We start from the raw sequence: 25134 nt of genomic DNA on the forward strand, positions 1-25134 counted from the left end.
CCGCCGGCCCCCGCGCACACCCAGCCCGCCACCGTGACCGAGGAGTCGCCGCGATGAGCCGCAAGCACGCGATCCACGCCCCCGAGGCGCACCTCGTGACGAGCCACGGCGCCGACTTCTTCGGCGAGGACCGGCACCCGCTGGCGTCGCTGACGAGCCTGGCCGGATACGCCGAAGGCTGCCTCTCGCACGACGAGCGCGGCCCGGTCGTACTGCTGCTGAGCAACCCCGGCGAGGGCGGCACCATGACACCCGACCAGGCCGCCGAGATCGCCCCGCTGCTGCTGAAACTCGCACGGCACCGCTTCGTACGGCCGAAGGAGTCGGCCATCGCTCACGCCCTGGCGGCCGCCGCCAAGGAGGCCGCAGTCGCCGCCGAACCCTGGCAGTGGCGGATCGAGGCCGCGTAGTACCGCGCACCACCGAGGCCCCCGGCCCGTCTCCCCCGAGACGGGCCGGGGGCCTTTCGCGTTTCTGGGGGGAAGGGGCGACAAGCGAGGGCTTCGCCCACGACCTATTTGGGCCTTCGGCCCGGTCGCGCCCACGCACCGACGCGGCCACCCGCACGTCGGCGACCGACGGCGGATGGTCCCTGATGCCGCCCCACAAGACATGCCGCGCGAGACTCCTCCCATGAGCACCCCGCGACGCCGACTCGGCACCGGCCCCACCACCATCAGCAGCGCCTCACCAGCCGACGTGGCACCGCGGCTGCTGGCCGCCGAACGAGGCGACCCCGGGCAGCTCCTGGACGACGACGGGCGCCAAGCCGCAGCCACCCCAGGAAGCCGCCGGCCTCTCGGGCCCGGCACCACTCGTGCGGCACTCAGGGAGAACGCGGAAGGGCGTGTCCCGAGCGCGAGCGCGTAGGAGACTCGACACCACCGACCGAAGGAGAGGCCGTGACTGCACAACCCGAACACGACGTCGTCCCGCCGATGCGCACGCTTGCCGAGCTGCGCGCCGCACTGCGCGTCTGGGGATTCCCGGGCGACATCCAGTCTTTCGAGAAGGAGCTGGCGGACGCGGACCTGGACGACCTCACCCGCGTCCGCGAGATCACCCAGGCGTACCGGCACCGCGTCCTGCTGCGGTGCGACCCCCAGGCAATGGCCGCCCTGATGCGCAGCACCCACGACGTGGCCTTCGAGCTGGGCGGGAAGATGGCCGAGAGGAAGACCCGGTGACCCACGCGTTCTACAGCGACGGGACCGAGAAGATCCTGCGGGGCGATCTGAGCGTGAGCGAGCGGACGGCCGTCATGTCGGTACGGGCCTCGCTGGAGGAGGACCCCACCCCCGACCACGCGCGCAGGCTCCCCGACGCCGACCCGCACTCCGAGTCGTACGCCATCGACCTACTCCCCGAGCAGACTGGCGGCCGCGGCATCACCGTCGTCTACCGCCACGACCAGAAGCTGGACGCGCTGCTGATCCTCTGGCTCATCGCCGGGCCCTGACCCCCGCACCACCGACACGAAGCGACCCCGGCAGGGAAAGTGCCGGGGTCGCTGTCGTACGAGCGTACGACCCGCCGCTGGCGTCCACCGAGCAAGGGCTCACCCCTGGTGGATATGCCGCGAGCCTCCGCCTCGTCGCACGACAACTCGCGGTTGTCGTAGGTGGCCGTTCTCTGGCTGAGCGACCGTTTGGTGAGCGGCCGATCCGACCGTACGGTGATGGGCCCCGCCGACACGGACACCCGCTGTCCCGAATCGGGACAGCGCCTGTGTCCCGAGTCGGGACACAGCGAATGTCCCGACTCGGGACACGCCTTCATGACCGAACCGGTCATGATCAAAAACAGGGGAAGCACGAAGGGGGTTCCCCTGTCGGGGAACCCCGGCGAGCCGGGAAAAGCACAAGAGCACAAGCCGGGACACAGGGACACAGCGCGCGACACAACGGGGGACACGGGCATGGCGTGGGTGACGGCGATCCGCGACGACGAGCAGGTGGACTACCGGCTCAAGGAGCAGGCGGGGTGCTCGGTCGTGGCGTCCGAGGACGTCGTCCAGGAGCAGGCCGACCGGACGGTGGAGTACCGGCTGCGGGAGGAGGGCGAGGCCGCTCTCGTGTGGATGGGCAGCGGCCTCGCGGCGGTCGAGCTGACCGAGGGCGCGGCGCTGGACGAGGCGGGCAAGGAGGCCGCGCGGCGGCTGATGGCGGGGTGCCACCCAGAGACCGGCGCCCGGCTGATCCGTACGCAGACGTCGGCCCGCGCGCACCCGCTGGCGAAGCTCACGACGGCCCGTCTGGTCGAGGCGATCGAGGCCGCCGCCGAGGAGCGCGCGACGACTCCGGCGGAGCTGCTGGAGGGCAAGCCGAAGCAGGCCCGAGTGTTCGCGCAGCAGCAGCGGATGGTGCACCGCCAGGGCGACCGGCACCGGATGCAGGTCGGCACCCTGCACAAGCTCGCCCGCGCCGCCGGCCTCTCGCTGGACGACGTCTACGGGGAGCGGGAGCTGGCCGAGGCGCGCGAGCACGCCGACGTCCGCGTGGACGACCGGGTGCGCGGCTGGGACCTGATGCTGGACATGCCCAAGAGCGACAGCGTCCTCGCCGGGCTGCTGCCGGACGCCGACGGGCGGGAGTACCGCGACCTGGTGCACCGGGCCAAGACGGAGACGCTCCGTGAGGTCGAGCGGTGGGTCGGGTACGCGGTCGGCTCCGAGGACGGGCAGCCGGTCCGGCTCGCGACCGGCGGCCTGCTGGCGTGGTCCGTGGAGCACCAGTCGGCGCGGCCGATGGGCGACGGGCAGCCCGGCGACCCGCACCTCCACCTCCACATCACGATCGCCAACCTCGCGCTCTGCGAGGACGGGAAGTGGCGGTCGATCGCCAACAGCGGCCAGGACCTCCACCGGCACGCGGCCGCCGCCGACGCCCACTTCAAGGCGCGGCTGCGAGCCCTGGCTTACGAGCGGTACGGCGTCCGGCGCGAGCAGGCCGAGCGCACCGGGGCCTGGGAGGTAGCGGGCGTCCCGGAGCAGGTGCGCGACTTGTACTCGCGTCGGCACGGGCGGATCGTGGAGATGGCGGGGGACGAGTCCGGGCGCCAGGAGCGAGACCGTGCCGCAGCCGAGAGCCTCCGAGCGAAGCACGCGGCCGACGCCGGCGCGATGCGGGCGAGCTGGCGGCAGCGGGCCGAGGAGACCGGGGTCGACGTCGACGCGATGGTCGCGGCCGCCGCCCCCGGACCGCCCGACCCGGGCGCCGGCCCCACCGTCGACGGCCCCGGCGGACCGCGGATTCCCCCGCCGTCCGACCTCGCCGCGATCGTCTTCCACCCGGAGACCGGGCTCACCGCGAGCGCCAAGACGTTCAGCCGCGCGCAGCTGCTCGCCGCGGTCGGCAACTCTCTGCCGTACGGGCTCGACACGGACGTGCCGGGCCGCCTGGACGAGCTCGTCGACGAGGTCCTGGACGTGACCGGGTACGCGGTCCGCACGCCGGACTACGGCTCCACCGTCATGACGTCGACCGCCCGGTACACCACGCAGGACATCCTCGACGCGGAGGCGTACGTCCGGGACCAGGCGCTCACCCGCCACGGCGAGGCGGCGGCCGCGCTGACCGGCGACCAGGCGGCGGCCGCCGTCGACGTCTTCGAGGTCGCGGTCGGCTTCGAGCTGTCACAGGAGCAGCGGGCGGCTGTGACGCGGCTGCTGACCGGCGGGCACGGCATCGACACCGTCGTCGGCGTCGCCGGGGCGGGCAAGTCGACGCTGATGGAGGCGTGCCGGATCGGGTGGGATGCCACGGGCACGACGTACGCGGGCGCGTGCCTGAGCGCGGTGGCCGCCCAGCAGCTCACCCAGGCGTCCGGCATCCCCGCGCGCACGGTGGCTTCTTGGCTCCAGCAGATCCGCACCGGCTCCGGGCTCACCGGTGTCGACGTCCTGGTCGTGGACGAGGCCACGATGGTGGACGACCGGGCGGCCGAGGTCCTCATGCGCGAGGCGGCTCGCACCGGGACCAAGCTCATTGGCATCGGCGACCCTCTCCAGCTCCAGGCCATCGCCGCCGGCGGATGGTTCAAGGAGGTCCACCGGCTGGTCGGCGGGCTCACCCTGACGGAGAACCGGCGCCAAGAGGACGCCGCCGAGCGGCACGCCCTGGAGGTGTGGCGCACCGGGGACCACGACCAGGCGCTCCGGCTCCTCGCCGACCGGGGCCGCGTCCACCCCACCGAGAGCGCCGACGAGGCACGCTCCCAGATCCTCACGACGTGGGACGAGCTCCGGCGCGACCGCTGGCCCGACACCCACGACCTCCTCGACAAGCTCGTCGTCCTCGCCGCGCGCAACAGCGACGTGGACGCCCTCAATCTGGGGGCGCAGCAGATCCGCCGCGCCGCTGGCGAACTCGGCACCGAGCGGACGTACGCGCTGCCCGGCGGGGACCGGCTGACCCTCGCCGAGGGCGACGCCGTACGGGTCCGCGCCAACGACTACCGCAGCCGCCGCGGGGAGGGGCCAGACCTCCTCAACGGGTACCGGGCCGTCGTCAGCCAGCTCGCCGACGACGGGCGGGTCGAGGTCACGTGGCGCACCCAGGAGCGCGGCCAGGACGCCGCCTACGTGTCCGCGTGGCTCACCCCGGACCAGATCGCGGGCGGGGCCCTGTCGCTGGGGTACGCGATGACAATCGCCGCCTCGCAGGGCATGACGTGCGACACCAGCCTGCTGTACGGGCACGGGGCCAACGCGCACGCCGCGTACCCGGGGCTGACGCGGGGGCGCGCAGAGAACCACCTCTGGTTGCCCTTGCAGGTGGTCGAGTCGGAGGAGACCCGGGCGCGGCTCGGTGCGGCGCGGACCGAGCAGGAGCGCCTGGAGCGCGCGGTCGACGCGTACGCGCGTTTCCTCGGGCAGTCGCGGCCCGACAGCATGGTCTCCGACCTCTTCCACGAGCCGCCGGCCCCGGCACCGGTCGTCGTGCCGTCGCCGACGCAGACCCGGGCCGTCGACCCTGCGGTCGCACGCGCACGATCTCCACGGCACGACCTGCGGCAAGAAGAAGCCACGGCCCCGCGCGAGTACCGGCTGAGCGACGAGCAGAAGCAGCGCCTGGAGGACATGCGCGAGGAACGGGAGCTCGCCGGGACGCGGGCCTGGACGGAGCGCCCGTACGGCGGGCACACCGACCAGGAGCTGACCCGGCTCATCGCCACCGGGCCCGTCGACGCCCGCCAGTGGGACCGGGACGCGGCCGCCGCCGACGAGGCCAAGGCGTCGCTGCTCCAGGAGATCGCCGACGCGGCGGCCGCCGGGACGAGCCGGGGCCAGGTCGAGGTCGCGCCCATCTACGCGCTGCTGGACCAGGCCGACGAGCACCTGGCCGTCGCCCGTACCGAGCAGGCCCGGGAGACGGCGGCCTCCGAGGTCGCCGCGACCGCCGACGAGCACCTGCGGGTCCTCGCTGCCGCCGACAGCAAGAGCCGCATCGCGCTTCGCCTCGCGGGCACCTCCCGCAAGGAGCACACCCAGCTCAAGACGCAGGCCGAGACGGCCCGCACGGCAGCACGGCGCGAGGCCGCCGAAGCCCGGGACGCCGCCGGACGGGCCACCGCGGACGCATGGGCGACCGTCCGGCACAGCCCGTACTCAACGGCCCTCGGTGCCACCGGCCGCGCCCCGGACGTCGACACCCTCCCGGCCCGGCTCACCGAGATTCGCCAGACGACGGTGCCCGCCCTCGCCCAGCAGAAGGACGCCGGCGACCAGAAGCGCGTCGCCCGTCTCCACGGCCAGGCGGCCAAAGCGACGGAGACCGCCTCGATGTACCGGGCCGTCGCCACCGACGCCCGGACCGAGAAGCAGCTGCGCGAGCGGATCGCCCAGCAGCACCCGGAGCTCCACCGGGCAGAGACCCGGGCGCGGGCCGAAGTCCAGCAGGCGAAGCAGGCACAGGCCGCCCGCATCGAGCAGCAGACCCGGCGGTACCAGCCGCCGGCACCGAGCCGCTCCGGACCCAGCCGAGGACGTTGACAGCAGGCGGCCAGGTACACGCCGTGGAACTAATGAGACCGTTCCACGCGCACGCGGGCGGGAAGTCTCATGCCTGGTCGCGCTCGTCGCATCCCTGGTCAGGGGGTTGTTGAACTTTCTGGACCGCTCTACGCAGGCGCGCGCGGTGAGACCGGTGAGACCCGGGAGGAGGAACCGGTTCAGGGGTACCTGCGGTCACCCGCGACCATCTCCGCGAGCACCAGGTCGCGGGAGACGTCGTCGCCGTCTGCGGGCCACCCGTACCGCCCGTACGTCAGGAGCCGGGCGAGGGCGTCGATGAGGTGTTCGCGTACGCGCGGGTCCGACCACCCCCACTCCATCGCGTCGGCCAGAAGGTCCACCGGCGGGAACGCGAGCAGGTACCGGAGTGGCCGGTCACCCCACTCGTGGTCGCTGTAGTGGGCCAGCGCGGCGCGCATCGCGGCCGCGGTCACCGGACGCTCGGGACGGTCCTCCTCCCACTCCCGCTCCGGTCGGTCCGTGGCGTCCAGGCCGTCGGTGACCGCGCGGTACCCGCGCGGGCCGGTGACGATGCCATCGCCGCCGTCACGACCGCGGGCGTACCAGTCGTCCAACCGGGCCGCGCTCCGCAGCGCGTTCACGGGTTCGCCCCGGCTGTGTCCCCGCCGGCCGTCTGCCTCCCACGCTGCCTGATGCGGCGCCCACTTCTCGTGCGCCGACTGGCGCGTCATCCCGGCAGCTCCTCCGATCTGTTCCCAGGTCGCGCCGCACTCCCGGCTGGCGATCACCGCGCGCGCGAGGAGGGTGGGGAGGAACTTGTCGCGGATCGTCAGGACGTCGCGCAGGTAGCAGGCCGGATCGGAGCGGCGCTCCTCGTACACGGTGGGCACCAGGCCGCGCGCGAGTTCGGCGACGACGCGGGCGGACTCGGCAACGGCCACCACCGCCTCGTCGCGGGGGGAAAGCTGAGGCTTCACGGACTTCGTGTCAGTCATATCTCCACGCTACCCCCGCTTGTCAGGCCCAGCCTGACAAACGAGAGAACTCACCGCACGCGAGGTGATCCATTCCAGACGGGAGGCTGAAACGGTCGATTGCGCCCCCGGTAGCCGATCCAATCCGCCTAATCGCCCAAACGGGTGAAAATCGGGCCTAGAACCGGCTGCGATCCATTGGAATCCATTCCGTACTTGCGCCTCCCCTTTTCGCCCCCCTAGAGTGTTCATCGGAAGCCGGTCCATCAGGTCCGGCCCGACCGCAGGGGGAACCCGTGCTCTTACCGCGCTACGTCCTGGCCCCGGCCCACCTCACCGGTGACACCTTCGGCTGGCAGCTCAACCGCGACGGTCTGTTCCTGGACTGCCACGAGACCTTCCGGCCGGACTTCGACCGCGACGTCGAGGCGGCCATGGACTGGGCCGAGCAGATCATCGGCACCCGGCAGGACTGGCGGCACAGCCGCGCCGGCGGACCCGACCAGTGGACCGCCGTCCACACCCACCGGGAGGCGGACGCCGCCTTGGCGTCGGCCACCACCGACGCACTGCGCGGTCTGGAGCCCGGCACGCTGGTCGTCGCCGTCGGCCCCGGAGCAGCGGGCAAGAGCACCTTCGCCGCCAAGGCCAGGCTCGTCACCGTGCTCGCGCTCGACTCCCTGCGGGAGGAAATCGGCGGGGACGCGGGCGACCAGGCCGTCACCCCGGCCGCCGTGGAACGGCAGAACAGCCTCCTCGCGGAGCACCTGGCCGAGGGGATCGCGGTCTACCTCGACAGCACCAACGTGGAAGCGCCCATCCGGGCCGGGCTGATCGAGCAGGCCCGCCGACACGGGCGTCCCATCGTCGCCCTGCGCTTCCTCCCGCACCTCGACACCTGCCGCGCCCGCAACGCCTCGCGGCCGCCGAACCGGCAGGTGCCCGACGACGTCCTGCTCTGGCAGCACGACCTCGCACGGGCGGCCACCCCGCAGGCCCTGATCGCGGAGGGCTTCACCGCAGCCCACGACATCGTCACCCCGCTGTAGGAGACCGACGTGCCGCACCTGGACGACCACCGCGCCCATCCGTCGCTCGTCGACAGCCCGCTGAGCCTGGATCAGGTGCGGGCGGGCCTGGCCCACCACGAGGCTGCTCACGCGGTGGTCGCCGCCTCGCTCGCCGTCCCGTGCACCCGCGTCCGCGTGATGCGGGTGACCCGGGCCGACGGCACCGGGTGGACCGGGACGACCTCGTACGACGACGTCCCGGTCAGCGCGTACGGACTGGCTCTCATCGCCGCAGCCGGAGAGCACAGCGAGCTGCACCACCTGGCGGCCGCCGGACTGCTGAGCCCGGCCACCGCCCGCACGGCCTGCTCCGACCACGACCGGGACACCGCGATCAGCGCGGCCGGATCGCTCGGGTTCACGATCGTGGTCGATGGGCCCGCGCCCGCCGATCCCGACCGGGGAGCCACCTGGGCCGAGGTGAGCGAGGAGGCCCGCGACCTGGTCGCGGAGCTGTGGCCCGCCATCACCGCCGTGGCCGAAGCGCTCCTGGCGAACCCTGACTTCACCCTCACCGGCGACGAGGTCTCCGACATCGTCGCCCGCACCCGCACCAACCTCGAAGGAGAACACCTTGACCACTGAGCATGACCACTGGAAGGCGCAGACGGTCCGCCGGCCGGACGATGTCCCGCCCGGCACCCCGCTCTTGTGGCAGATCGAGAAGCTCACCGAGCACAGCGACCGGCTGATGAACAACGACTTGCCCGCGGACTTCCCGTACAAGGTCGAGCGCGGCGACGTCGGTGACGCCCTCGCGGCCATCGCCCTGCGCGAGTCGATGCACCGCGACATCGAGCACGGACGCGGTACCCGGGTCCACGACGCGATCAAGCTGGGCGCCACCTGGAGCGAGCTCGCGACCGCGCTGGACATCACCACCGACGCCGCCCGCGCCCTGCTCCGCACGTGGGCCGACGGCCAGCACAACCTCTACCAGCACTACGTCGACCGCGGCGACACCCGCCCCGTCGGGTTCGACCCCGACAAGTACGCCGCCCTGCTCGCCCTTACCGAACTGGGCGACGACGAGGACAACGCGTGAACGTCGCTCAGCTCATGGCGGCCGGGGCTCACCCCGACGAGGCCGGAGCCATCGCCGCAGCCTGGACGTGGGTCTACGACGGCATCCGGGAAGAACTGACCGCCCGGGTGAAGACGGCCCGGAAGCTGGGAGGCGACGCCACCCGGGTCAAGGAGATCCGGCGGGAACTGGGGCAGCTCGACAGGTGCGCGCACCGGGCCTGCACCCAGTCCCCGCCCGGGTTCTCCGCATACGCGGCCCTGCACCTGATCCAGGAGTCGCTGCTGTACCTGCCGCTGGAGCTCCAGGGCGACACGCACCGCCTGGCGGCCCTGCTCGCCGACTGGGCCCGGATCGAGCGCGCTCGCGCCGAGCGGTCCGCCCGGCTCGCGGAGGTGTACCGCCGTGACTGACCGTCTCTACCTGCGGCATTCGACGGACAAGCAGACCGACGCCCGGCAGCGGTACGCCCTGGCGGCCCTGCTCGCAGCCGGGGCCCCGAGGTACGAGGACCCGGCGACGTCCAGCCGCATCCTGTCGCTGTACCGGGAGGGGTTCAAACGGTTGCTGGACGAGGCGGCCGTGGGCGACACCATCCGGATCGCTGACGCGGCACGGCTGTTCAGGTCGGTGGCGGACATCATCGCGCTGCGGCCGGTCCTGATCCGGCGCGGGCTGCACCTGCGGGTGGAGTCGGGGCTGCTGTCCGGCATCGACCTCGCCTCCGACGACCCGGGCACGAAGATGATGGTGAACGTCCTCGCCGCCGTGCTGGAGTTCCAGCGCGACATGATCGCCGAGAACACCAAGGAGGGCGTGGCCGCCGCCAGGGCTGCGGGCAAGACGATCGGCCGCCCGTCCGCGTTCAGCGAGAAGCAGGTCGAGGCCATCACCGAGGCGTTCCACAAGGGCGCGGCGGTGAAGGCGCTCGCCCGGGAGTACGGCGTCGACCCTCACACCATCCGGCGCGCCCTGGACTACACCCGGGCCCGTGAGGTGCCCGAGGACCTGGACGCCGTTGGTGAGGAAGAAGCCACCACCCCCGACGAGGCTCCGGTCGGCGGGCGCGTCCAGGAGGCCGACCCCGTCGTGGCGGTCGACGTGCCGGGCCTGGTGGCCGAGCACCTGGTCGACGTCGAGGCCGAGCCCGTCCGCCAGGCGCTCGCCGCCGGGCAGACGATCCGCCGGGGACAGGGCTACTCGGTACGGGTCACCGCCCCGGTCAGCGTCCACGCGGCGATGATCAAGCACTCCGCGACCGCCCTCATGCAGTCGCCCGCCGGCCGCAAGGCCCACCGCATCCACTCCGACCGTGTGACGTCCGTACGGATCACGCCCTGAGTGTCAGTGCCGTTCGCTACAGTCGGGTTCGCGGTCACCACGGTGACCGTGGGCCCGGCTCGTGGCCCGGTGCGTTCGGCCCAGACCCGGACGCGCACGCCGAAGGTGCTCCGCGCCGAGCCACCTCTCCACATCGCATCACCTCCGCTGGCCTCGCTCTATGCGGCCGGTGAGTCTGGGATCACCGCAGCCGCGGAAAGAGCTTGAGATGCCGAAGGACCACGCGCGGAAGAACGACCTCGCCCACCTCAAAGAGTCGCTGGGCATCAAGCACGCCGACGCCATCGCGCTCCTGGACCACGCCGACGCCGACGAGCGCGCGACCCTGCACGAGTACCTGGCGACGTACGTCGACATCAACACCTACAAGGAAGCCGTCGACTACCTGACCCAGGAGAAGAACGACCCGCGCAACCAGGTCCTGTGCGAGACGTGCGGCTGGACGAACGGCATGGTCTGCCCGGAGTGCCCGGGGTGCGGCTGCTACAACGACCAGTGCTCGGGGTGGCGCCACCACGAGTACGCCGACGACGACCCGGACAGCGACTACGACCCCAACGCCTGCCAGGAGTGCGGGGCCGGCGGCGGCGGCAACCCGTACGGCGAGTGCTGCTGCTACGAGGACGACGAGGACCAGGCCGCGTGAACACCGCGACCGACTTCGACGCCGCCGTGCGGGCGGCGGGCCGGGGCCTGGCCCTGTTCCGTCTGCCCGCCGGCGGCCGGGTTCCGGCGCGCGGCTGGCACGAGGAGGCGACGACCGACCCGGCCGCGCTCGTGCAGCTGCTCGCGGACGGCGCGAACATCGGTGTCGGCTGCCGGGCCTCGCGCGTGGTCGCCCTCGACCTCGATGTGCATGAGGCAGACGGCCCGGCGCTGAACGGCATCGAGACTCTGCGCACCCAGCTCGACATCCGGGGCCTGGCCGACTGGCCCGAGACGTTCACCGTGATGACCCCGCACCAGGGCCTGCACCTGTACTTCCGGGTGCCGACCACCTGCACCATCGGCAGCGTCTCCGGCGGACAGTCCCCGCTCGGGCCCGGGATCGACATCCGTGGCCCCGGCCGCCGCCGCGGCGGCTACCTGGTCGGCCCCGGCTCCGTCGTCGGCGGCCTGCCATACCTGATCGCCCGTGACGTGCCGGTGGCGCCGCTCCCGGCCTGGATCGCAGCCCTGCTCAACCCTCAGAGGGGATGAAGCCCATGACCACGTACGAGACCACCGCTGTGCCGGGCCAGCTCATGCCGCCCGCGCCGCTGGACCCGCCTGCCGTGCATCAGCTCGCCCGGCACGCCCTGGACGTCCTCATGCCCGCAGCCTCCGGGCCCGTCGAAAGCGAGACCCGCCTCGGGGAGGCCGCCGGTCAGCTCGCCATCGCCCTGTGCGCGTTCGCCCGGCTGGTCGAAGCCGACGCCGACGACCAGCTCGCCCAGGGCGAGGACGTCGTGGGGCGCCTGCGCCGGGCCTCGCTCCACGTCCACGAGCACATGGCCGCCACGGTGCCGGCCGCCGAGCTGGAGGCCCGCACCACTGGGCTGATCGACAGCAACCTGGAGGAGGGACTGCCGGTCGTCGGGTCGCTGTCGGCGGAACTGCTGCTCTCACAGGGCCGGTCGGCCACCGTACGGCTCACCCACGAGAACGCCCACCAGGACGTCGAACTGGAGGACGGCCGCGCCGTTCGGGTTCCCGCCACCGATCACCTGATCATCCGGGACGGGCTGCACGAGCTGGCACGGCTTCTGGCCCCGCTGACCCGGAGCGCTGACTGATGGGCCGCCGGGACACCCGGGAACCCAGGAGCACCCTGCCCGGCATCGCTGACATCCGGATCACCGCCGACGAGGCCACCACCGCGATCGTGGTCGACGCCCTACGGGCGCAGTTCAACACCACCGTTTCCCGCAGGTACACGAGCGGCAACACCTACCTCCAACTCGACGCGGGCTGTACCGACCCCGACTAGACCCACCCCCGCAAGCGCACGAGAGCCCCGCACCGACCGGTGCGGGGCTCTTTGGGCTGCTCAGGGACGTCTGCCTGCGCGCTGACGTGCCAGCATGCCAGCCCGCCAGCGTGTCAGCCTGCGGACTTGCCAGCCTGCCGGGCCTCCAGCCAGGCGCGGACCGCTTCGTCCAGGCCCTGGCGGACCTCGATCCCGGCGAGCATGCACTCCGAGCGGAACACCCGTTGGAGGTCCTCGGGGAGGTAGCTGGAGAAGGACTTCCAGTCGCTCGGCTTCCGGGGGCGCCGGCCGAGGTCCGCGCCGACTCTGACCCCGTCGGTGTTCGGCGTCAGGGGCGGCTCGGTGACGTCGTCGGGGGTCTCGAAGTTGTGGCGGGGGGCCATCAGGCGGTGATCCTCTTCTCGTACGTGTCGGCCAGCAGCTCGAAGCCCGCGACAGCTTGGGTGAGCTGGGAGCCCGTGGCAGCTTCCAGCGGGACGAAGTCGTTCGCCGCGTTCGCGATGACCTCGCGGCGGGCGATCAGTGGGTCCCAGACGAGGTCGCCGAAGATACGGCGGATACTCGCGAGCTGGGCGCGCTGCCGCGGCTTGCCCTGCTCGTAGTCGTTGACCACCACGCCGTCGATCCGGAGGTCATCGGCGTGCAGGGCGTGCGCCTTCTCGCCGATGAAAGTCCGCACGCGCTTCGCGCCGAGGATCGAGTCGATCTCGGCTCGGGTCACGATGAGCACGCCGTCGGCGGCGGACATCGCCATCTGCGTCAGGTGGAACAGCGACGGCGGGCAGTCGATGAGGACGTCGTCCAGGTCCTCGTCGGTGCCCTGGAGGACGCGGGCGAGACGGAGGTGGGAGCCGGGGAGGCCCGCTTCGGCGTACCGGTTCTCCAGCTCCAGCCAGGCCGGGGCCAGCAGCATGCGCTCCGCGTACGGAGACTTCCACTGCACCGGGGTCCACACCTGACGCATCGCGCCGACGCGGTCGGACTGCACCGCCTCGCTCACCGTGACCTGCGGAGCCGCCTCGTTGTAGACCCAGCCCGCCCGTCGCGAGAGATTCCCCTGCGGATCAAAGTCGACCAGGCCGACCCGCCGGCCCCGCTTCGCCAGGGCCGCGCCCAACCGAAGCGTCAGGTCGCTCTTGCCCACCCCTCCCCGGTTGTTGATCAACGCCGTACGCCTGGCTGCCATCGCCTCGCCCCTCTCCATCCTCGTCCGTCCCCGTAGCACGCCAGCTTGCCAGCGTCCTGGGCATGCACACGTGCTGACCCGCCAACATGCTGACGGGCCAGCACGCCAGCATTCCAGCCAGCCAGTACACCCGCAGGTTGAAGCCGTCTCGCCTCGTCCGGGCTGGTTCGAAGCGAAGAAGCCACGCCCCGCCGCTCGACGCCGCGCTGCAAGCACCAACGGCGGAGCCCCGCGGGGGCGTGGCTTCTTCAACCCCACGGATACCAGGAGAGTTCAGTAACAACACCAACAACAAAGTTAAAAGAACTACCCGCACTACCCGTACTACCCGCATAACAGCAGGTCAGAACAGGTACGGGTAGTGATCAGATGGCAAGATCACACTACCCGCACTACCCGCACTGCCCAGGTCGCGGATAGTGCGGGTAGAGCGGGCGGCCTCTACCCGCAGCGGGTAGAGGCCGGTCGACTACCCGCAGGCCGTTGACCTGGGACTATGCGGGTAGTACGGGTAGTGCGGGTAGTACGGGGTGTATTTGCCACGACCTATGAGCACAACGCACGTCGAAGGCCCGCACAGATATCAGTGCGGGCCTTCGGGGTGGTGCCGGTGGCTACTGCTGCGGTGGGTTTTTAGGGCCTTCCACGCGCCAGTAGTTGATCTTCTGGCGGGCGTCCCGCCGGGCGAGGATGCGATAACCACTGAAGAACCGGCCCTGGCGTGCCCGCAGCCACTTTCCCAACTGCTTCGAGTTGGGGATCTTGTCGCCGTTGGTCGGCATGACGCTGTTGATCTTGGACGCGGTGTTCATTCCGGTCGCGGAGGCGAACGCGAAGTCGACGAGGCTCTGCGAGGTGTACTCGTTCGTGCCCAGTTCGTCGTGCCACACGGAGAGGAAGGCTGCCCACTCCATGCTGTCTTCGTCGGCGTCCTCCATCTGTGCTTCACGGTCAGTCAGCCACCCGGGCAGGCACATCCAGTTGAGGATTCCGCCCAGCGTTCGGGGCCAGGCGCCGAAGGAGGCCATGTGATGGTCGGACTTCGGCATCCCGGCTGAGACCCACCCGCGGAGAAGGGTGAGGAGAGCGTGGAGGACTTCAGCGGTGTGCAGCTGGAGCCACTCGTTGAGGTCACCGGCCGCGAAGGCTGACGGATCGCGGGTGTCGGGCCGAACCTCGGGGTTGAGCCGGACCCAGATGGTGCGGCGGGCGAGGTCGTCGCCGACGGTCAGGTTGTTGCCGTTGGCGACCCACAGCATGTTGTTCGGGATGTTGGCCATCTCAGACTTGCCGAGAACGCGGTCGCCCCAGATCTGCGAGGTGATCAGTTCCGACATCACCGGGTAGCGCAGCGTGTGACCCGAGGGCACGTTGTCGAAGACGGTCACAGGGTGGCCGGACTCCATCAGCACGGAGGTGATGACCTTCCGCTGTTCTCCGTTGTCGGAGCCCCATGACGCAGTCTTGATCCCGAACAGATCTCCCATGATCCGAGACAGCAGCGATTTGCCAGACCCCGGGTTCGTCGCAGTGATGCACCACAACGGGGTGGGGTCCGGGATCATCGAACGGAGCAGAGGGATGAACAATGCGCCGACGAACTGGGCGAGATCGCTCGGGGCCATCCAGGGGAAGTCGCCCAACATCCTGCCGACGACCAGCTCCTGCGCGTCGGAGATCTGCTCCTGGGTGGGAATCTCGGGGACGTCCTTGATGCGAATCTGCGGAGCGTAGAACCAGCCGGTCGCCGGGTTGTACCCCTCACGAAGGTGGAGCTGACCGTCCGGGCTTAGGAGGGGAACGGTGGTGATCCCTTTGAGCCGAGGCAGCTTCCAGTTGTTGCGTGCGAGTACGACGGCCGCAACGCGCGTCGGAAGAAGCACGGCAGCGGGGCCGTTCTTGCGCATCTTGAAAACATCGGCGTGCTCGTGGAGGGCAAGGGTCAAGGCGTCCTTGGTGATCTCCTCAATGAATGGGCCGTCGTCGCCGTCACCGATCCACACCGGCCGCCGGCCACGCAGATAGACCTCCGCGATGGCGCCAGACTGGAGCGCCCGGGTCACCTCAGTGACTCCGGTGGGCTCGTCGGTGACGTCGATGACCACGCGCTCCCGTTCCTCAGCCCGGGGCTGCGGAACGGTGGCGACGTTCTCGGTCGCGTGTCCTTCGTCGGACGGGTGGCTCACAAGTGCTCCTTCTCGGGAGCTGAGCCTGGTTCCATCTCCTTCGCCTGGTCACCGTGTCGTACAGTGGTGACTGCGCTAGGAAGTTGCGGCAGAGGCGGAACCAAGGCTCAGCTCGAAGACTTCCAACCGGCCCGGGGTGTCTCACCACCACCGGGCCGTTCGCATTTCTGATTGGTGCTCGACCCTAGCTGAGCGTGTTTATGCAGCTCAGACCATTTGTGTCGAGGGCACCGGAGCGCCTGACTCACCGAAGCCACGGTCCACCGCCCTGACCGCATAGTTCTCGGGGACACCGACGCTGACGGCCGCTTGGACGATTTCCCCTCCGAGCGCCTCCAGACCGCACGGCCCGGGGCATTCTCGGTGCAGAGAGCCAAGGAACCGGGCCACGCCGAACGCCTGACTGGCAGCACCCTGTTCACGGTGGCCGGTGACCATAGCGAGGCCCTTGTCGAGACCCGTCCGGACATATCGCTCCGTGTGACGGCACCCGGACGCGACCGCCCGAGTCCACGCGGCCCGAGGCATGGGCGACGAGGCGAGCGCTCCCGCCGGCACCACGTAGCGGGGAAGGGCAGTTACCGTCTCGGGCAGCCGGATCATCTCGCCCACACCGGGGCCGAGCCAGCGGGCGTACGCCATCAGCGACTTAATGTCGACGCCAGGCCGCACACCGTTCGAGGACTGCATGGTGCCCAGGTAGATCCAGTGTTCACCCCGAGTCGTCGCCACGGTCCGGGTAGCAGGCAGGGTGTCGCGGGCCCAGGAGACGGCATCGGCGTTGTCGAGGTCGACCACGGTGACCCCAGCGCCCCCCGGGTGATAGGCCACGGCTCCCGCCTGTCGCCATGCCGCCGCCCAGGCCGCCGACGTCACCACGTCGACAGAGCTGGAGGCAGCGGCCCAGGCGTGGCAGGGGCGCGGGCACGCGCAGGTGCCGGCGGACTTCATGTTCGGCCTGCCGCCACAGTCGTTCTTGGCGCAGGCGTCGCAGTTCCCAAACGGGCCTTTGCCCTCGCGGAGCGGCAGCACCGGCACTCCGAGCTCCACCAGCTCCAGGGCCTGCCGCAGGTACTCGCTCATGACTGTCGTTTCAGGGAGGTAGACCACCGGAGGATGGTGGACCCGCCGGTGACCTTGACGGCGACCTCGACCACCCGGCCGTCTTCCAGGATCACGGTGCGGACGATCTGAGTGACGATCACATCCCCCGCCGTGAGCCCGAGTGCCGCCTTCTCCGCCTCCAGGGCGAAGCGCGAGGTGACCTCCTCCAGCACGTGGTCCTGGCCCACGCCCAGTCGCTCGGCAGCCAGCTCGCGCGAACCCCCGGTGGACACCGGATGTGTCAGCTCAGGCGTCACGGCGATCACATAGGCGGGGTAGTAGGAGCTGCTGAGGTGTACAGGTACACCACCTCGGCTTACGAGCCGACGCCGTACGTGGACCGGCGTACCCGGAGCGACGTCGAGCCGAGGAGCCACCAGCTCGTCAGCGCCGGTCGTGCCGATTTCCAGAATCTGCGAGGTTTCGCCACCCCCCAGCGCCTTGCCCGTGGTCGCGTGCATAGAGACGCGAGCTGCGATGTTGTTGCTGATGGGACCGGCAACGATGGTCCCAACGCCAGGCTTGGCGAGCGTCAGGCCCTCCATCTTCAGCGCCCGGTACGCACGGTTCGCAGTCGTCTGAGCGACATCGAATCGCTCGCAGACCTGACGCAGCGACGGCATGGTGTCGCCGGGCCTGAGCGTCCCGTCCTGGATCTGCTGACGGTAGTGCGCAGCAATTTCCGCGTATCCGGTGTTCTCGGACATATCGGGTCCTCCCTTCTTGGTCATGGCGCTGCACGTCCTTGTGCAGCGGTGCACCTATGAGGGTAGCTCTCGTAGACCTGTAGCGCTACCAGTAGCGCTATGAGCCGCTAGTGGTCTACCTTGTTGGTGCACCGGCCGGAGGGCAGCGCGTGATGGCGGCCTCAAGTGATCGGTCATGCCTTGAGAACTCAACAGCGCGCTTTAGAACAAATCAGGCAACTGCGACAAGCCGTAGGCCCTGCCGCGTGAGGTAGCAAGCACTTTCTCTCTGGCCGCCCTTCCGGGCGGACAGCGATCCGTGCACGTGGTGAGACAAGGGCAAAGATCGCGGGCCCCGTGAAGGTTTTGACCGGTTCGAGTCCGGTACGGGGTACAGCCCGCCGCTGATGCGGCGGGAGCAAAGCGACGGGCCCCAGGGAGGCAACCCCGGGGCCCGTCTTCGCAGCTCACCCTCTCTCGAAGGGCAAACGCGCATGCACAGGATGACATCGACCCTGGACGTTCCCCGCGCCGGGATCGTCGGCGACATGACCGAGGACGACAACCGCCGCGGTTTCGAGCGTGACGAGACCGACCAGCTGTTCCGGCAGCTCGTCGGCCAGCTCGACCTCGTCGGGCGCCGGACCGCCGGCACCGAGATCGACGCGGCGGCTGGTGGCTTCTTCCACCCCACGGCGAACGGCTGGCAGTGCGACACGTGTGGCGGATGGTTCGGGTTCAGCCCGGGCAGCGCCTGGACGTGCGCCGCGTGCATCGCCGTCGGCCGCTGACCTGCACACCAACCCGCATTCACGCCGTGAGGTGCCGGACCCGCTCCGGCACCTCACGGCGCCCTCGAAAGGATTTCACCTCATGATCCGTCTGGTCCGCTCCAGCACGTTCCGAGAGATGAACGCGCAGATCGTGGAGATGCACAACCGATCGACCTACGAGTACGGCCGCGCCGAGAACTTGGCGGTCGACGTCGAGAACGCCAAGACGCTACTGGAGGAGGAGCGCACGGCCGCGTGCGACATGGGGGAGAACCTCCTCCGGTCCCAGGACCTGGTCGAGACGCTGGAGAAGCAGCTCGCCGCCGCCCGGGATGACCTGGCCCGCGCGCAGGGCGAACTTGACGTCCTCCGGCCCCAGCACTTCCTGGACACCGAGGACCGGGCGGCGCTCCGCATGCTGCTGCGGACCGCTCGAAGGCAGGAGGCCCGAGCCGACCGGGTGTACGTCCTCTACCGCTACGGACGGCTGCACAGCGTCCACGCCACCCGGGACGCCGCCGAGATCGCCGCCGAAGGCGAGGGAGCAGACCGCGACGGGTGGACCTCGCCCATCGCGAGCGACACGGCCCCGCACCCGAACGAGACCGCGTGGCGGATCCAGCCGCTGACGCTCGGCAGCGTGAGGTAGGAGCGGACGTCAACCCCGGACCGGGCGAGGTCAACGACATGCCGGTCCGCGTCAACACCGAACGCGAGGGAGAGAAATGACCACCACAGTGGAGCCGCCCGGCACACTGCCGCAGCCCACCACCCGACCGAAGCCGTCACCGCCGCGCCAGGCCACGTCAACGCCAGCCCCCACCGCGTCAACGACGAGCCCCGTAGCGTCAACTCCGAGCCGGACGGCGTCAACGACGCCTCGGGTCGACCGGTTCCTCATGCCGACGCTCTACGCGGTCGCCGCGCTCGCTGGCGGCCTCGTCGGCGCGATCGGCTTCGCCGCCTCGTACTCCACGCTGGAGGCCGCCGCGCTCCGGTGGGACTTCGGCCCCACGCTCGCGAGCGCGTTCCCCATCGGGGTGGATGCCTCGATCATCGCTTTCCTGGCGCTGGACCTGGTCCTCATCCACCGGCGGACCCCGTGGCCGCTCCTGCGGCTCGCGGCACACGCGATGACCGCCGTGACGATCGTGCTCAACGCCAGCGCCCAGAAGGGCGGCCTGAGCCTCTCGTCGAAGACGCTCAGCCACGCGGTGATGCCGATCCTGTTCGTCATCGGCGTCGAGGCCGGCCGCCGCCTGGTCGTCCGCGCCGCACGGCTCGCGGAAGGCCAGGACACCGAAGGAGTCCCCGGTCACCGCTGGCTGCTGGCCCCCTGGCCCACCTGGCTGATCTGGCGTCGGATGAAGCTCTGGAAGCTCCGCTCGTACACGGAGGCGGTCGCGCAGGAGAAGGCGGTCACCATCTACGCGATGCGGCTGGAGCAGAAGCACGGCAAGAACTGGCGGAAGCGGGCGACGCCCGACGAGCTGCTGCCGCTCACCCTCGCCCCGTACGGCCTCACGATCGACGAGGCGCTGATGGTCCCGGAGGAGGAGCGCCTGGCCGAGGCCGAGCGGGCACGCGCGGCGAAGGCCCGGGAGGACCAGGAGGCGGCCGAGGAGCTGGCTCGCAAGACCGAGGCCAAGAACCGGCAGACGGCAGCGCAGATCGCCGCCATGGAGGCCGACGCCAAGGTGACCGAGACGGCCACCTCGATCCAGGCCCGCACCGCCACGGCCGAGGTGAACGCGGGGGCGAACGTGGCCGCCGCCGAAGCCGCCGCGAAGGCGAAGGCGGAGGCGGTCCGGCAGGCCGCCGAGGTCGAGGCCGCCGCCCAGGAGAGCGTCTCCGTCCGGCTCGCCCGCCAGAAGGTGGCGGCCGAGGAGAAGCTCGCCGCTGACGCCGAGAAGGCCGCCGCTGACGCGAAGCTCGCCGCCGTTGACGCCAAGCGCGCCGCCGATGACGCGGCCCGCACCGCCGCTGACGCCCGGCTGCGCACCGCCCAGATCAACGCCAAGGCGGAAGCCACCGAGAAGGCCACCGCCGACGCTGCCAAGGCGACCGCTGACGCGAAGCGCGTTGCCGCTGACGCTCGCCGCCTCGCGGCTGACGCGGAGAACGCCGCCCTTGACGCGGAGGCTCTGTTGAAGCTCCAGCCGACCGAGCGGGCCGCCCGCTACGTCGCCCGGATCGTGCTCAGCCAGTACGGCGGTGACGTCGAGCGGATGAGCGTCGAGTCCGTCGCCGAGGTGCTCAGCACGTCGCACGGCACCGCCTCGAAGCGGCGCCAGGAGGCCGCCGACCTGATCGGCAGCGGATACACCGGCTGACCCGAGGTCAGCCCAGCGCACCGGCACCACCGATGAAGGCCAGCCCGCGGATATCGGGCTGGCCTTCGTCGCGACTGCCGGAAGCAGTCAGCCACGACCAGGACGAGGAAACCGCCCTGGTCGCGGATCACCACGGTAGAGGAGATCGCATCCCATGAGCAGGACTTCGTCCGGACCGGAGTGGTCCGGGGACATGCTGACCAAGCCCGAGATGGTGGAGGCGTTCTCCACCCAGCTCCGGGGCGTGCTCAAGTCGCAGGCCCAGTTCGTCGCCGACGTCCGGGAAGAGGCCGAGGCGATGTGGAAGGCCAACAAGCCGGAGGGCTACTCGTCGTTCGAGGCGTGGTGGCGTCACCGGTGGGTCGTCGGCCCCTTCCGCGAGATCCAGGAGCACCTGGAGGACGCGGCGAAGCTGACGTTCGACCTGGAGGCCCGCTACCGCAAGGGCCGCCACGAGCTGCCCGCCGCCAAGCAGGCGAGCGCGCTGGAGAAGAAGCAGGCCAAGCAGGCGCCGCAGGTCACGGCCGGTCCGGTGGCGGTGCCGCCCCAGCCCGTTGAGGCCCCGACTGCCGGGGCCGGCGGCAGCCGCGACTTCCTGGAGCTGGTGAACCGGGGACGGTCGGCGTGAGCACAACCGGAATCACCCCCGAGGCGGCCCGCAGGCTCCAGAACCTGCGGGCCTTCTGGGACCCGAAGATGCAGGCGGCCGCCGACGACGCCGAGCTGGTGAAGGTCCTCTTCGACCGGGCCAAGGCGGCGGCCAAGCGGGCCCAGCGCAACGGGAACCCCGCCGCGATGCACGAGCTGGCGCAGGAGCTGGCCAACTGGTGCTCCGCGATGGAGACCCGGGACGCGACCCGGCCGAGCCGTAACGCCGGGTGACGCACATCTTCATCTTCACCGCCTGCCCCCCGGGTTTCCGGGGGGCCCAAGGCGCGGCGCGCGGACGCGCGGCGCGCGAGGTTCGCTCATCGGGTGACCCTCTGTCAACCCCCAGAAGGGAGTGTCCGTGAGTACCGACGACACGGGCGGGACACTGCATCCGTTCCCGCACGTCACCCTCCCGCCCTCGCGGGACGCGGGCGGGGCCACACCGCCCGCGTCCGCCGGCGCCGGAGGGAGCGACGCGGCGACGCTGGTCCCGGTCGGCTCCTGGCCGATGCTGCCGGACGTCTCCGACATGGCCCCGCCGGTCCACATGCGGGTGGCGGGCGTGCCGGAAGCGGAATCCGGAGGTACCGCTGAGCCGGGGGCGTTCACCCCGCCCGCCCCGGCCGACCCGGACCGGCCCGGCTTCCGCGACGCCGCAGTGATGGGCATGGCCGTGATGGCGGCCGTCGGCGTCTCCTGCGCCCAGGGCATGTGGCACGCCGCCCAGGGCGCCAGGGCGAACGCCGAGCAGCGCCGGGCGGTTGCGGACCAGGCCCGCACCGCCGCCGACAAGGCAGCCGAGCAGGCGGCCGCGAAACGCCCCCAGCCCGCCCCGGAGTTCGGGCGGAGCACCAAGTCCGGCTCCGGCTCCGGGTCGGGCTCGGGCCGCAGCGGCGGCGGGGGCTCCTCCGGCGGCCCCGGCCGTACGTCCGGCGGAAGCGGCAGCGGCGGCGGGAAGACCCCGTCCTCCCTGCGGTCCGGAGGCGGCGCGAAGAAGCCTGACACCTCCTCTGGCAGCCGCTCAGCCGGTCTCGGGCCGAAGGGTCCGGGCGGGTCGGGAAAGGGCTCCAGCGGCCCGCACAAGGGGTCAGGCACCGGCGGGGGCGGCAAGTCCCCGAACGGGAAGGGGTCCGGCGCGGGGTCGGGCGGTTCCTCCGGCAAGGGCGGATCGTCGGGGTCCGGGTTGTCCGGGAAGGACGGCAAGGACGGGAAGGGCGACAAGCCCTCCCATGGGATGAGCAGTCCGGGGCTGGAGCGGGCGCGACGCCGCAACGAGCGGTCCGCCGCCCGCCAGGACCGCACCGGTGCCCGGCAGGCCGCAGGGCTCGCCGACCGGACCAAGGACCGGGACCTGACCCGCGCTCAGCGCCAGCAGACGGCCGAGCGGAAGGCAGCCCGGAAGGAGGCCCGGCAGCAGGAGAAGGACAACCGCCGTACGGAGAAGGCCCAGCAGAAGGCCGACGCCGCGAAGGCCGGGACGAACCGCACGACGTTCCCGGCCGCTGTCGCCGCGACGATGGCCCGCCGCCTGGAGGAGCGCCGCAAGACGCCCTCAACCCCGGTCGTCAGCAGCGCGGCGAAGAAGATTCCGGACCCGCCGAAGGTGGACCTGACCAAGAAGCCCAAGCCTGCGGCCGCCGGGGCGGGCGCGGGGCCGGCGGCCGCGACGTCCCCGCCGACGCCGACGCCTCCGACTGGGCCGAAGGTCGACCTGACCAAGAAGCCAGGCCCCGCCGGTGCGGGGACTGCGGCCCCCGGGCCGGGGGCGACGTCGACACCGCCGCCGCCCAGCACCCCGCCGGGAGCCGGTACGGGCACGACACCGCCCAGCACCGCGCCGGGAGCCGGTGCGGGCGCGGCGACGCCGCCACCCGGCACCCCGTCGGGAGCTTGGCCGGGCGCGAAGACCTCGCCGTTCCCTGGGGCGGGCACGGGCACGGCGACCCCGCCGCCGCCCAGCTCGCCCCCGCCGGGTTCGGCCGGAGCGGGCAGCGCGACGACGTCGAACGCGTCCACGCCTCCCCCGCCGCCGCCTCCGGGCGCGGGCGGGATGCCGGGGCCCGGGTCGATGAGACCGCCGCCCGCCGCGACCGACACCGACGTCACCGTCGACCTGGAGGTGCTGCGCCCGCCGCCGGAGCCGCCCAGGACGGCGGCCGGGGCCCTCACCCAGGGCCACGCCGCACTGCCGGCGGGCACCGACCCGGCGGCCAGCGAGCCCAGTTCGTCCGAGCCGGGGCCCGCAGCTCCGGCCGTACCCCCGCAGAGAGGAGCCCGGTTCGTGAGCGCACCGGTGAGGTCCACCCAGTACAAGGACGCGGAGCTGACGGTCTACGACGTCATCGAGGCGGACGCCGACATGGCGGAGGAGATCACGGCCGGGGTGGACGAGGCCCTGGCCGCCGCCGACGGCTGCGAGCGCCTGGTGACCAAGCTCGAAGCCCTCCACGCCAAGATCCTGGACCTCAAGGTCCCCGGCGTCCTGGAGGGCATGGTCATCCGCCTGATGGAGAAGACCGGCGAGGTCAAGGCCAAGGCCGACGCCATCGCCGCCGCGCTGCCCCGGGCCTCCGAGGCCATCGCCACGGCCGGGGCCAACACCGAGGCCATCCACCGCCACCCGGCCGACGTCACCAGGGACATGGGCCACACCCGCCCGGCCGACCGCGAATACAACATGGAGTAGCTGATGAGCGCAGTGGAAGAAGCCTTCACCCACGGAGTGAAGTCCTCAACGGCCAAGGGGGGCGGGGGCGGGTCGGCACTGGCCACCGCCGGATCGGTCGTCGTGGAAGCGGTCCGCTACACCGTGGTCGTCGCCCAGCTCGCCGTCGCCGGGGTCCGGCTGCGGGGGCTGAGCGAGCAGGTCCGCTCGACGTACCGGTACGTCGAGGGCTGCTCGAAGTCCGTCGACCACCTCGCGGAGCAGATGTCCGCGTTGAAGGTCGACGCCGACTCGGTGGCCGAGCACCACGAGGCTGCGGGCATCATGCGCGGCGTCCTGGAAGAGGCCGAGTCGATGGCCGCCGCGACGGAGGACCTGAGCGTCCTGTTCGACCAGGCCGCCGCGGAGCACCAGGCCGACTACGGGCCGGTCGCCGAGGCGTTCCACGCGATGCCCGTCGAACCGGCCGAGTCCGAGTTCTACAGCAACCGCTGACCCGAGCCGCCTGAGCGGCACACACCCAGACGACGAAGCGGCGGCCCGGTGGCCGCCGCTTCGTCGTCCCCCAACCGGCCAGCACGCCAGCACGCCAGCGTGTCAGCCAGCCAGCACGCCAGCACCCCGGGCAGGCCGGGGAGAGATGGAGCGCACGATGCTTTCCCCCGAGCAGATCGAGCAGATGCACCACCAGCTCGACAGGGCCCGCCGCGGAATGGGCACCTTCCGCAGCCGCACCGGCCGGGTCACCACGGCCGCCGGCGCCGCCGCCGCGACCGCTGGCCTCTTCACCCCGGCCGCCACCGGCGAGGCCCTGCTCGTCACCGCCATCGCCACCGGCGCGGGGCTCGTGGTCCTGCCCACCCGGCGGGCCATCAAGGCGCAGCAGGCAGCCGCACAGCCCGTCGCGGAGATGACGAAGACCAAGTCCAGGTGGAAGAAGGCCAAGGCCCCCGAGGCGGCCACCGCGCCCACCGCGCCGCAGAAGGACCGGCTGAGCCACCAGGCGCTGACCGCGTCCGTGCTGTACGCGATCCCCGGCGTCGGCCTGATGGGCGTCCTGGTCGCCGAACAGATCGTGTCCGGCCTCCACTGGGGCGAGGCCCTGGCCGTGGCCGTGTGGGCGGCCGGGACGTGGTGGCTGCGCCCGGCGCTGACCGCCCGCCACATGCTCGTCCCGCCCGCCCACACGGCCACGGCC

27 protein-coding genes are annotated in these 25134 nt (G+C 71.6%); 21 read left to right on the forward strand and 6 right to left on the reverse strand.

Annotated features, from left to right (window positions below):
* Positions 1 to 53: 53 nt before the first annotated feature.
* From HET64_RS18080 to mobF, 4 genes are all read left to right on the forward strand, one after another.
* Positions 54 to 410, forward strand: coding sequence for a hypothetical protein (locus HET64_RS18080; RefSeq protein WP_215106838.1), 357 nt, complete (start codon positions 54 to 56; stop codon positions 408 to 410).
* Between the two features lie 492 nt (positions 411 to 902).
* Positions 903 to 1187, forward strand: a complete 285-nt coding sequence (locus HET64_RS18085; protein ID WP_308370176.1) for a hypothetical protein — start codon at positions 903 to 905, stop codon at positions 1185 to 1187.
* Positions 1184 to 1459, forward strand: a complete 276-nt coding sequence (locus tag HET64_RS18090; protein ID WP_215106840.1) for a hypothetical protein — start codon at positions 1184 to 1186, stop codon at positions 1457 to 1459. Before HET64_RS18085 ends, HET64_RS18090 begins: the two co-directional genes overlap by 4 nt.
* Before the next feature lie 459 nt (positions 1460 to 1918).
* Positions 1919 to 5992 carry a MobF family relaxase gene (gene mobF, locus HET64_RS18095; RefSeq protein WP_215106842.1) on the forward strand — a complete coding sequence of 1358 codons (4074 nt, stop codon included), beginning with the start codon at positions 1919 to 1921 and terminating at the stop codon, positions 5990 to 5992.
* A gap of 179 nt (positions 5993 to 6171) precedes the next feature.
* Here the strand turns inward: mobF and HET64_RS18100 are convergent, their stop codons facing one another.
* A complete protein-coding gene (locus HET64_RS18100) occupies positions 6172 to 6969 on the reverse strand; it encodes a hypothetical protein (RefSeq protein ID WP_215106844.1) in 798 nt (265 codons plus the stop codon).
* Between the two features lie 275 nt (positions 6970 to 7244).
* Here HET64_RS18100 and HET64_RS18105 point away from each other — a divergent pair, with 275 nt between their 5' ends.
* From HET64_RS18105 to HET64_RS18145, 9 genes are all read left to right on the forward strand, one after another.
* Complete coding sequence (locus HET64_RS18105; RefSeq protein WP_215106846.1) at positions 7245 to 7997, forward strand: ATP-binding protein; 753 nt, start codon at positions 7245 to 7247, stop codon at positions 7995 to 7997.
* 9 nt (positions 7998 to 8006) lie between these two features.
* Complete coding sequence (locus HET64_RS18110) at positions 8007 to 8603, forward strand: hypothetical protein (protein WP_215106848.1); 597 nt, start codon at positions 8007 to 8009, stop codon at positions 8601 to 8603.
* Complete coding sequence (locus tag HET64_RS18115; RefSeq protein WP_215106850.1) at positions 8593 to 9063, forward strand: hypothetical protein; 471 nt, start codon at positions 8593 to 8595, stop codon at positions 9061 to 9063. Before HET64_RS18110 ends, HET64_RS18115 begins: the two co-directional genes overlap by 11 nt.
* Positions 9060 to 9455 carry a hypothetical protein gene (locus HET64_RS18120; protein WP_215106852.1) on the forward strand — a complete coding sequence of 132 codons (396 nt, stop codon included), beginning with the start codon at positions 9060 to 9062 and terminating at the stop codon, positions 9453 to 9455. Before HET64_RS18115 ends, HET64_RS18120 begins: the two co-directional genes overlap by 4 nt.
* Complete coding sequence (locus tag HET64_RS39085; protein WP_308370182.1) at positions 9448 to 10383, forward strand: recombinase family protein; 936 nt, start codon at positions 9448 to 9450, stop codon at positions 10381 to 10383. The genes HET64_RS18120 and HET64_RS39085 overlap by 8 nt, the downstream gene beginning before the upstream one ends.
* Before the next feature lie 208 nt (positions 10384 to 10591).
* Positions 10592 to 11029, forward strand: coding sequence for a hypothetical protein (locus HET64_RS18130; protein ID WP_215106854.1), 438 nt, complete (start codon positions 10592 to 10594; stop codon positions 11027 to 11029).
* Positions 11026 to 11583, forward strand: a complete 558-nt coding sequence (locus tag HET64_RS18135) for a bifunctional DNA primase/polymerase (RefSeq protein ID WP_215106856.1) — start codon at positions 11026 to 11028, stop codon at positions 11581 to 11583. The genes HET64_RS18130 and HET64_RS18135 overlap by 4 nt, the downstream gene beginning before the upstream one ends.
* 5 nt (positions 11584 to 11588) lie before the next feature.
* Positions 11589 to 12158 carry a hypothetical protein gene (locus tag HET64_RS18140; protein WP_215106858.1) on the forward strand — a complete coding sequence of 190 codons (570 nt, stop codon included), beginning with the start codon at positions 11589 to 11591 and terminating at the stop codon, positions 12156 to 12158.
* Positions 12158 to 12352 carry a hypothetical protein gene (locus HET64_RS18145; RefSeq protein WP_215106860.1) on the forward strand — a complete coding sequence of 65 codons (195 nt, stop codon included), beginning with the start codon at positions 12158 to 12160 and terminating at the stop codon, positions 12350 to 12352. The genes HET64_RS18140 and HET64_RS18145 overlap by 1 nt, the downstream gene beginning before the upstream one ends.
* Positions 12353 to 12465: 113 nt before the next feature.
* Here HET64_RS18145 and HET64_RS18150 read toward each other — a convergent pair whose 3' ends face one another.
* The 5 genes from HET64_RS18150 to HET64_RS18170 all read right to left on the reverse strand — a co-directional run bounded on the left by HET64_RS18150 (position 12466) and on the right by HET64_RS18170 (position 17559).
* Positions 12466 to 12735 carry a hypothetical protein gene (locus tag HET64_RS18150; protein WP_215106862.1) on the reverse strand — a complete coding sequence of 90 codons (270 nt, stop codon included), beginning with the start codon at positions 12733 to 12735 and terminating at the stop codon, positions 12466 to 12468.
* Positions 12735 to 13538 carry a ParA family protein gene (locus HET64_RS18155; RefSeq protein ID WP_215106864.1) on the reverse strand — a complete coding sequence of 268 codons (804 nt, stop codon included), beginning with the start codon at positions 13536 to 13538 and terminating at the stop codon, positions 12735 to 12737. The genes HET64_RS18150 and HET64_RS18155 overlap by 1 nt, the downstream gene beginning before the upstream one ends.
* Before the next feature lie 614 nt (positions 13539 to 14152).
* Positions 14153 to 15724, reverse strand: coding sequence for a hypothetical protein (locus tag HET64_RS18160; protein ID WP_215106866.1), 1572 nt, complete (start codon positions 15722 to 15724; stop codon positions 14153 to 14155).
* A gap of 207 nt (positions 15725 to 15931) precedes the next feature.
* Positions 15932 to 16807, reverse strand: a complete 876-nt coding sequence (locus HET64_RS18165) for a bifunctional DNA primase/polymerase (protein ID WP_215106868.1) — start codon at positions 16805 to 16807, stop codon at positions 15932 to 15934.
* Positions 16804 to 17559: a GntR family transcriptional regulator gene (locus HET64_RS18170; protein ID WP_251145492.1), complete on the reverse strand. Its 756-nt coding sequence runs from the start codon at positions 17557 to 17559 to the stop codon at positions 16804 to 16806. Before HET64_RS18170 ends, HET64_RS18165 begins: the two co-directional genes overlap by 4 nt.
* Before the next feature lie 449 nt (positions 17560 to 18008).
* On the opposite strand from HET64_RS18170, the gene HET64_RS18175 reads away from it, so the two are divergent.
* The 8 genes from HET64_RS18175 to HET64_RS18210 all read left to right on the forward strand — a co-directional run.
* The gene (locus HET64_RS18175) at positions 18009 to 18305 is read left to right on the forward strand and encodes a hypothetical protein (RefSeq protein WP_215106870.1); all 297 of its coding nucleotides are present in this window, start codon (positions 18009 to 18011) and stop codon (positions 18303 to 18305) included.
* A gap of 82 nt (positions 18306 to 18387) precedes the next feature.
* Positions 18388 to 18936 carry a hypothetical protein gene (locus HET64_RS18180; RefSeq protein WP_215106872.1) on the forward strand — a complete coding sequence of 183 codons (549 nt, stop codon included), beginning with the start codon at positions 18388 to 18390 and terminating at the stop codon, positions 18934 to 18936.
* Positions 18937 to 19186: 250 nt separating this feature from the next.
* Entirely contained in the window at positions 19187 to 20620 is a 1434-nt protein-coding gene (locus HET64_RS18185) for a DUF2637 domain-containing protein (protein ID WP_215106873.1), read from the forward strand.
* Positions 20621 to 20774: 154 nt separating this feature from the next.
* Entirely contained in the window at positions 20775 to 21248 is a 474-nt protein-coding gene (locus HET64_RS18190; RefSeq protein ID WP_215106875.1) for a hypothetical protein, read from the forward strand.
* On the forward strand, positions 21245 to 21502 hold the full coding sequence (locus HET64_RS18195; RefSeq protein WP_215106877.1) for a hypothetical protein: 258 nt from the start codon (positions 21245 to 21247) through the stop codon (positions 21500 to 21502). The genes HET64_RS18190 and HET64_RS18195 overlap by 4 nt, the downstream gene beginning before the upstream one ends.
* Positions 21503 to 21629: 127 nt before the next feature.
* On the forward strand, positions 21630 to 23957 hold the full coding sequence (locus tag HET64_RS18200; protein ID WP_215106879.1) for a hypothetical protein: 2328 nt from the start codon (positions 21630 to 21632) through the stop codon (positions 23955 to 23957).
* Between the two features lie 3 nt (positions 23958 to 23960).
* The gene (locus tag HET64_RS18205; protein WP_215106881.1) at positions 23961 to 24431 is read left to right on the forward strand and encodes a hypothetical protein; all 471 of its coding nucleotides are present in this window, start codon (positions 23961 to 23963) and stop codon (positions 24429 to 24431) included.
* Positions 24432 to 24588: 157 nt separating this feature from the next.
* Positions 24589 to 25134 (forward strand): hypothetical protein (locus tag HET64_RS18210; protein WP_215106883.1); only part of this gene is annotated, 546 nt, incomplete at its 3' end.

Source organism: Streptomyces sp. McG3 (genome assembly GCF_018619185.1).
In the GTDB taxonomy this organism is placed as follows: Bacteria; Actinomycetota; Actinomycetes; order Streptomycetales; family Streptomycetaceae; genus Streptomyces.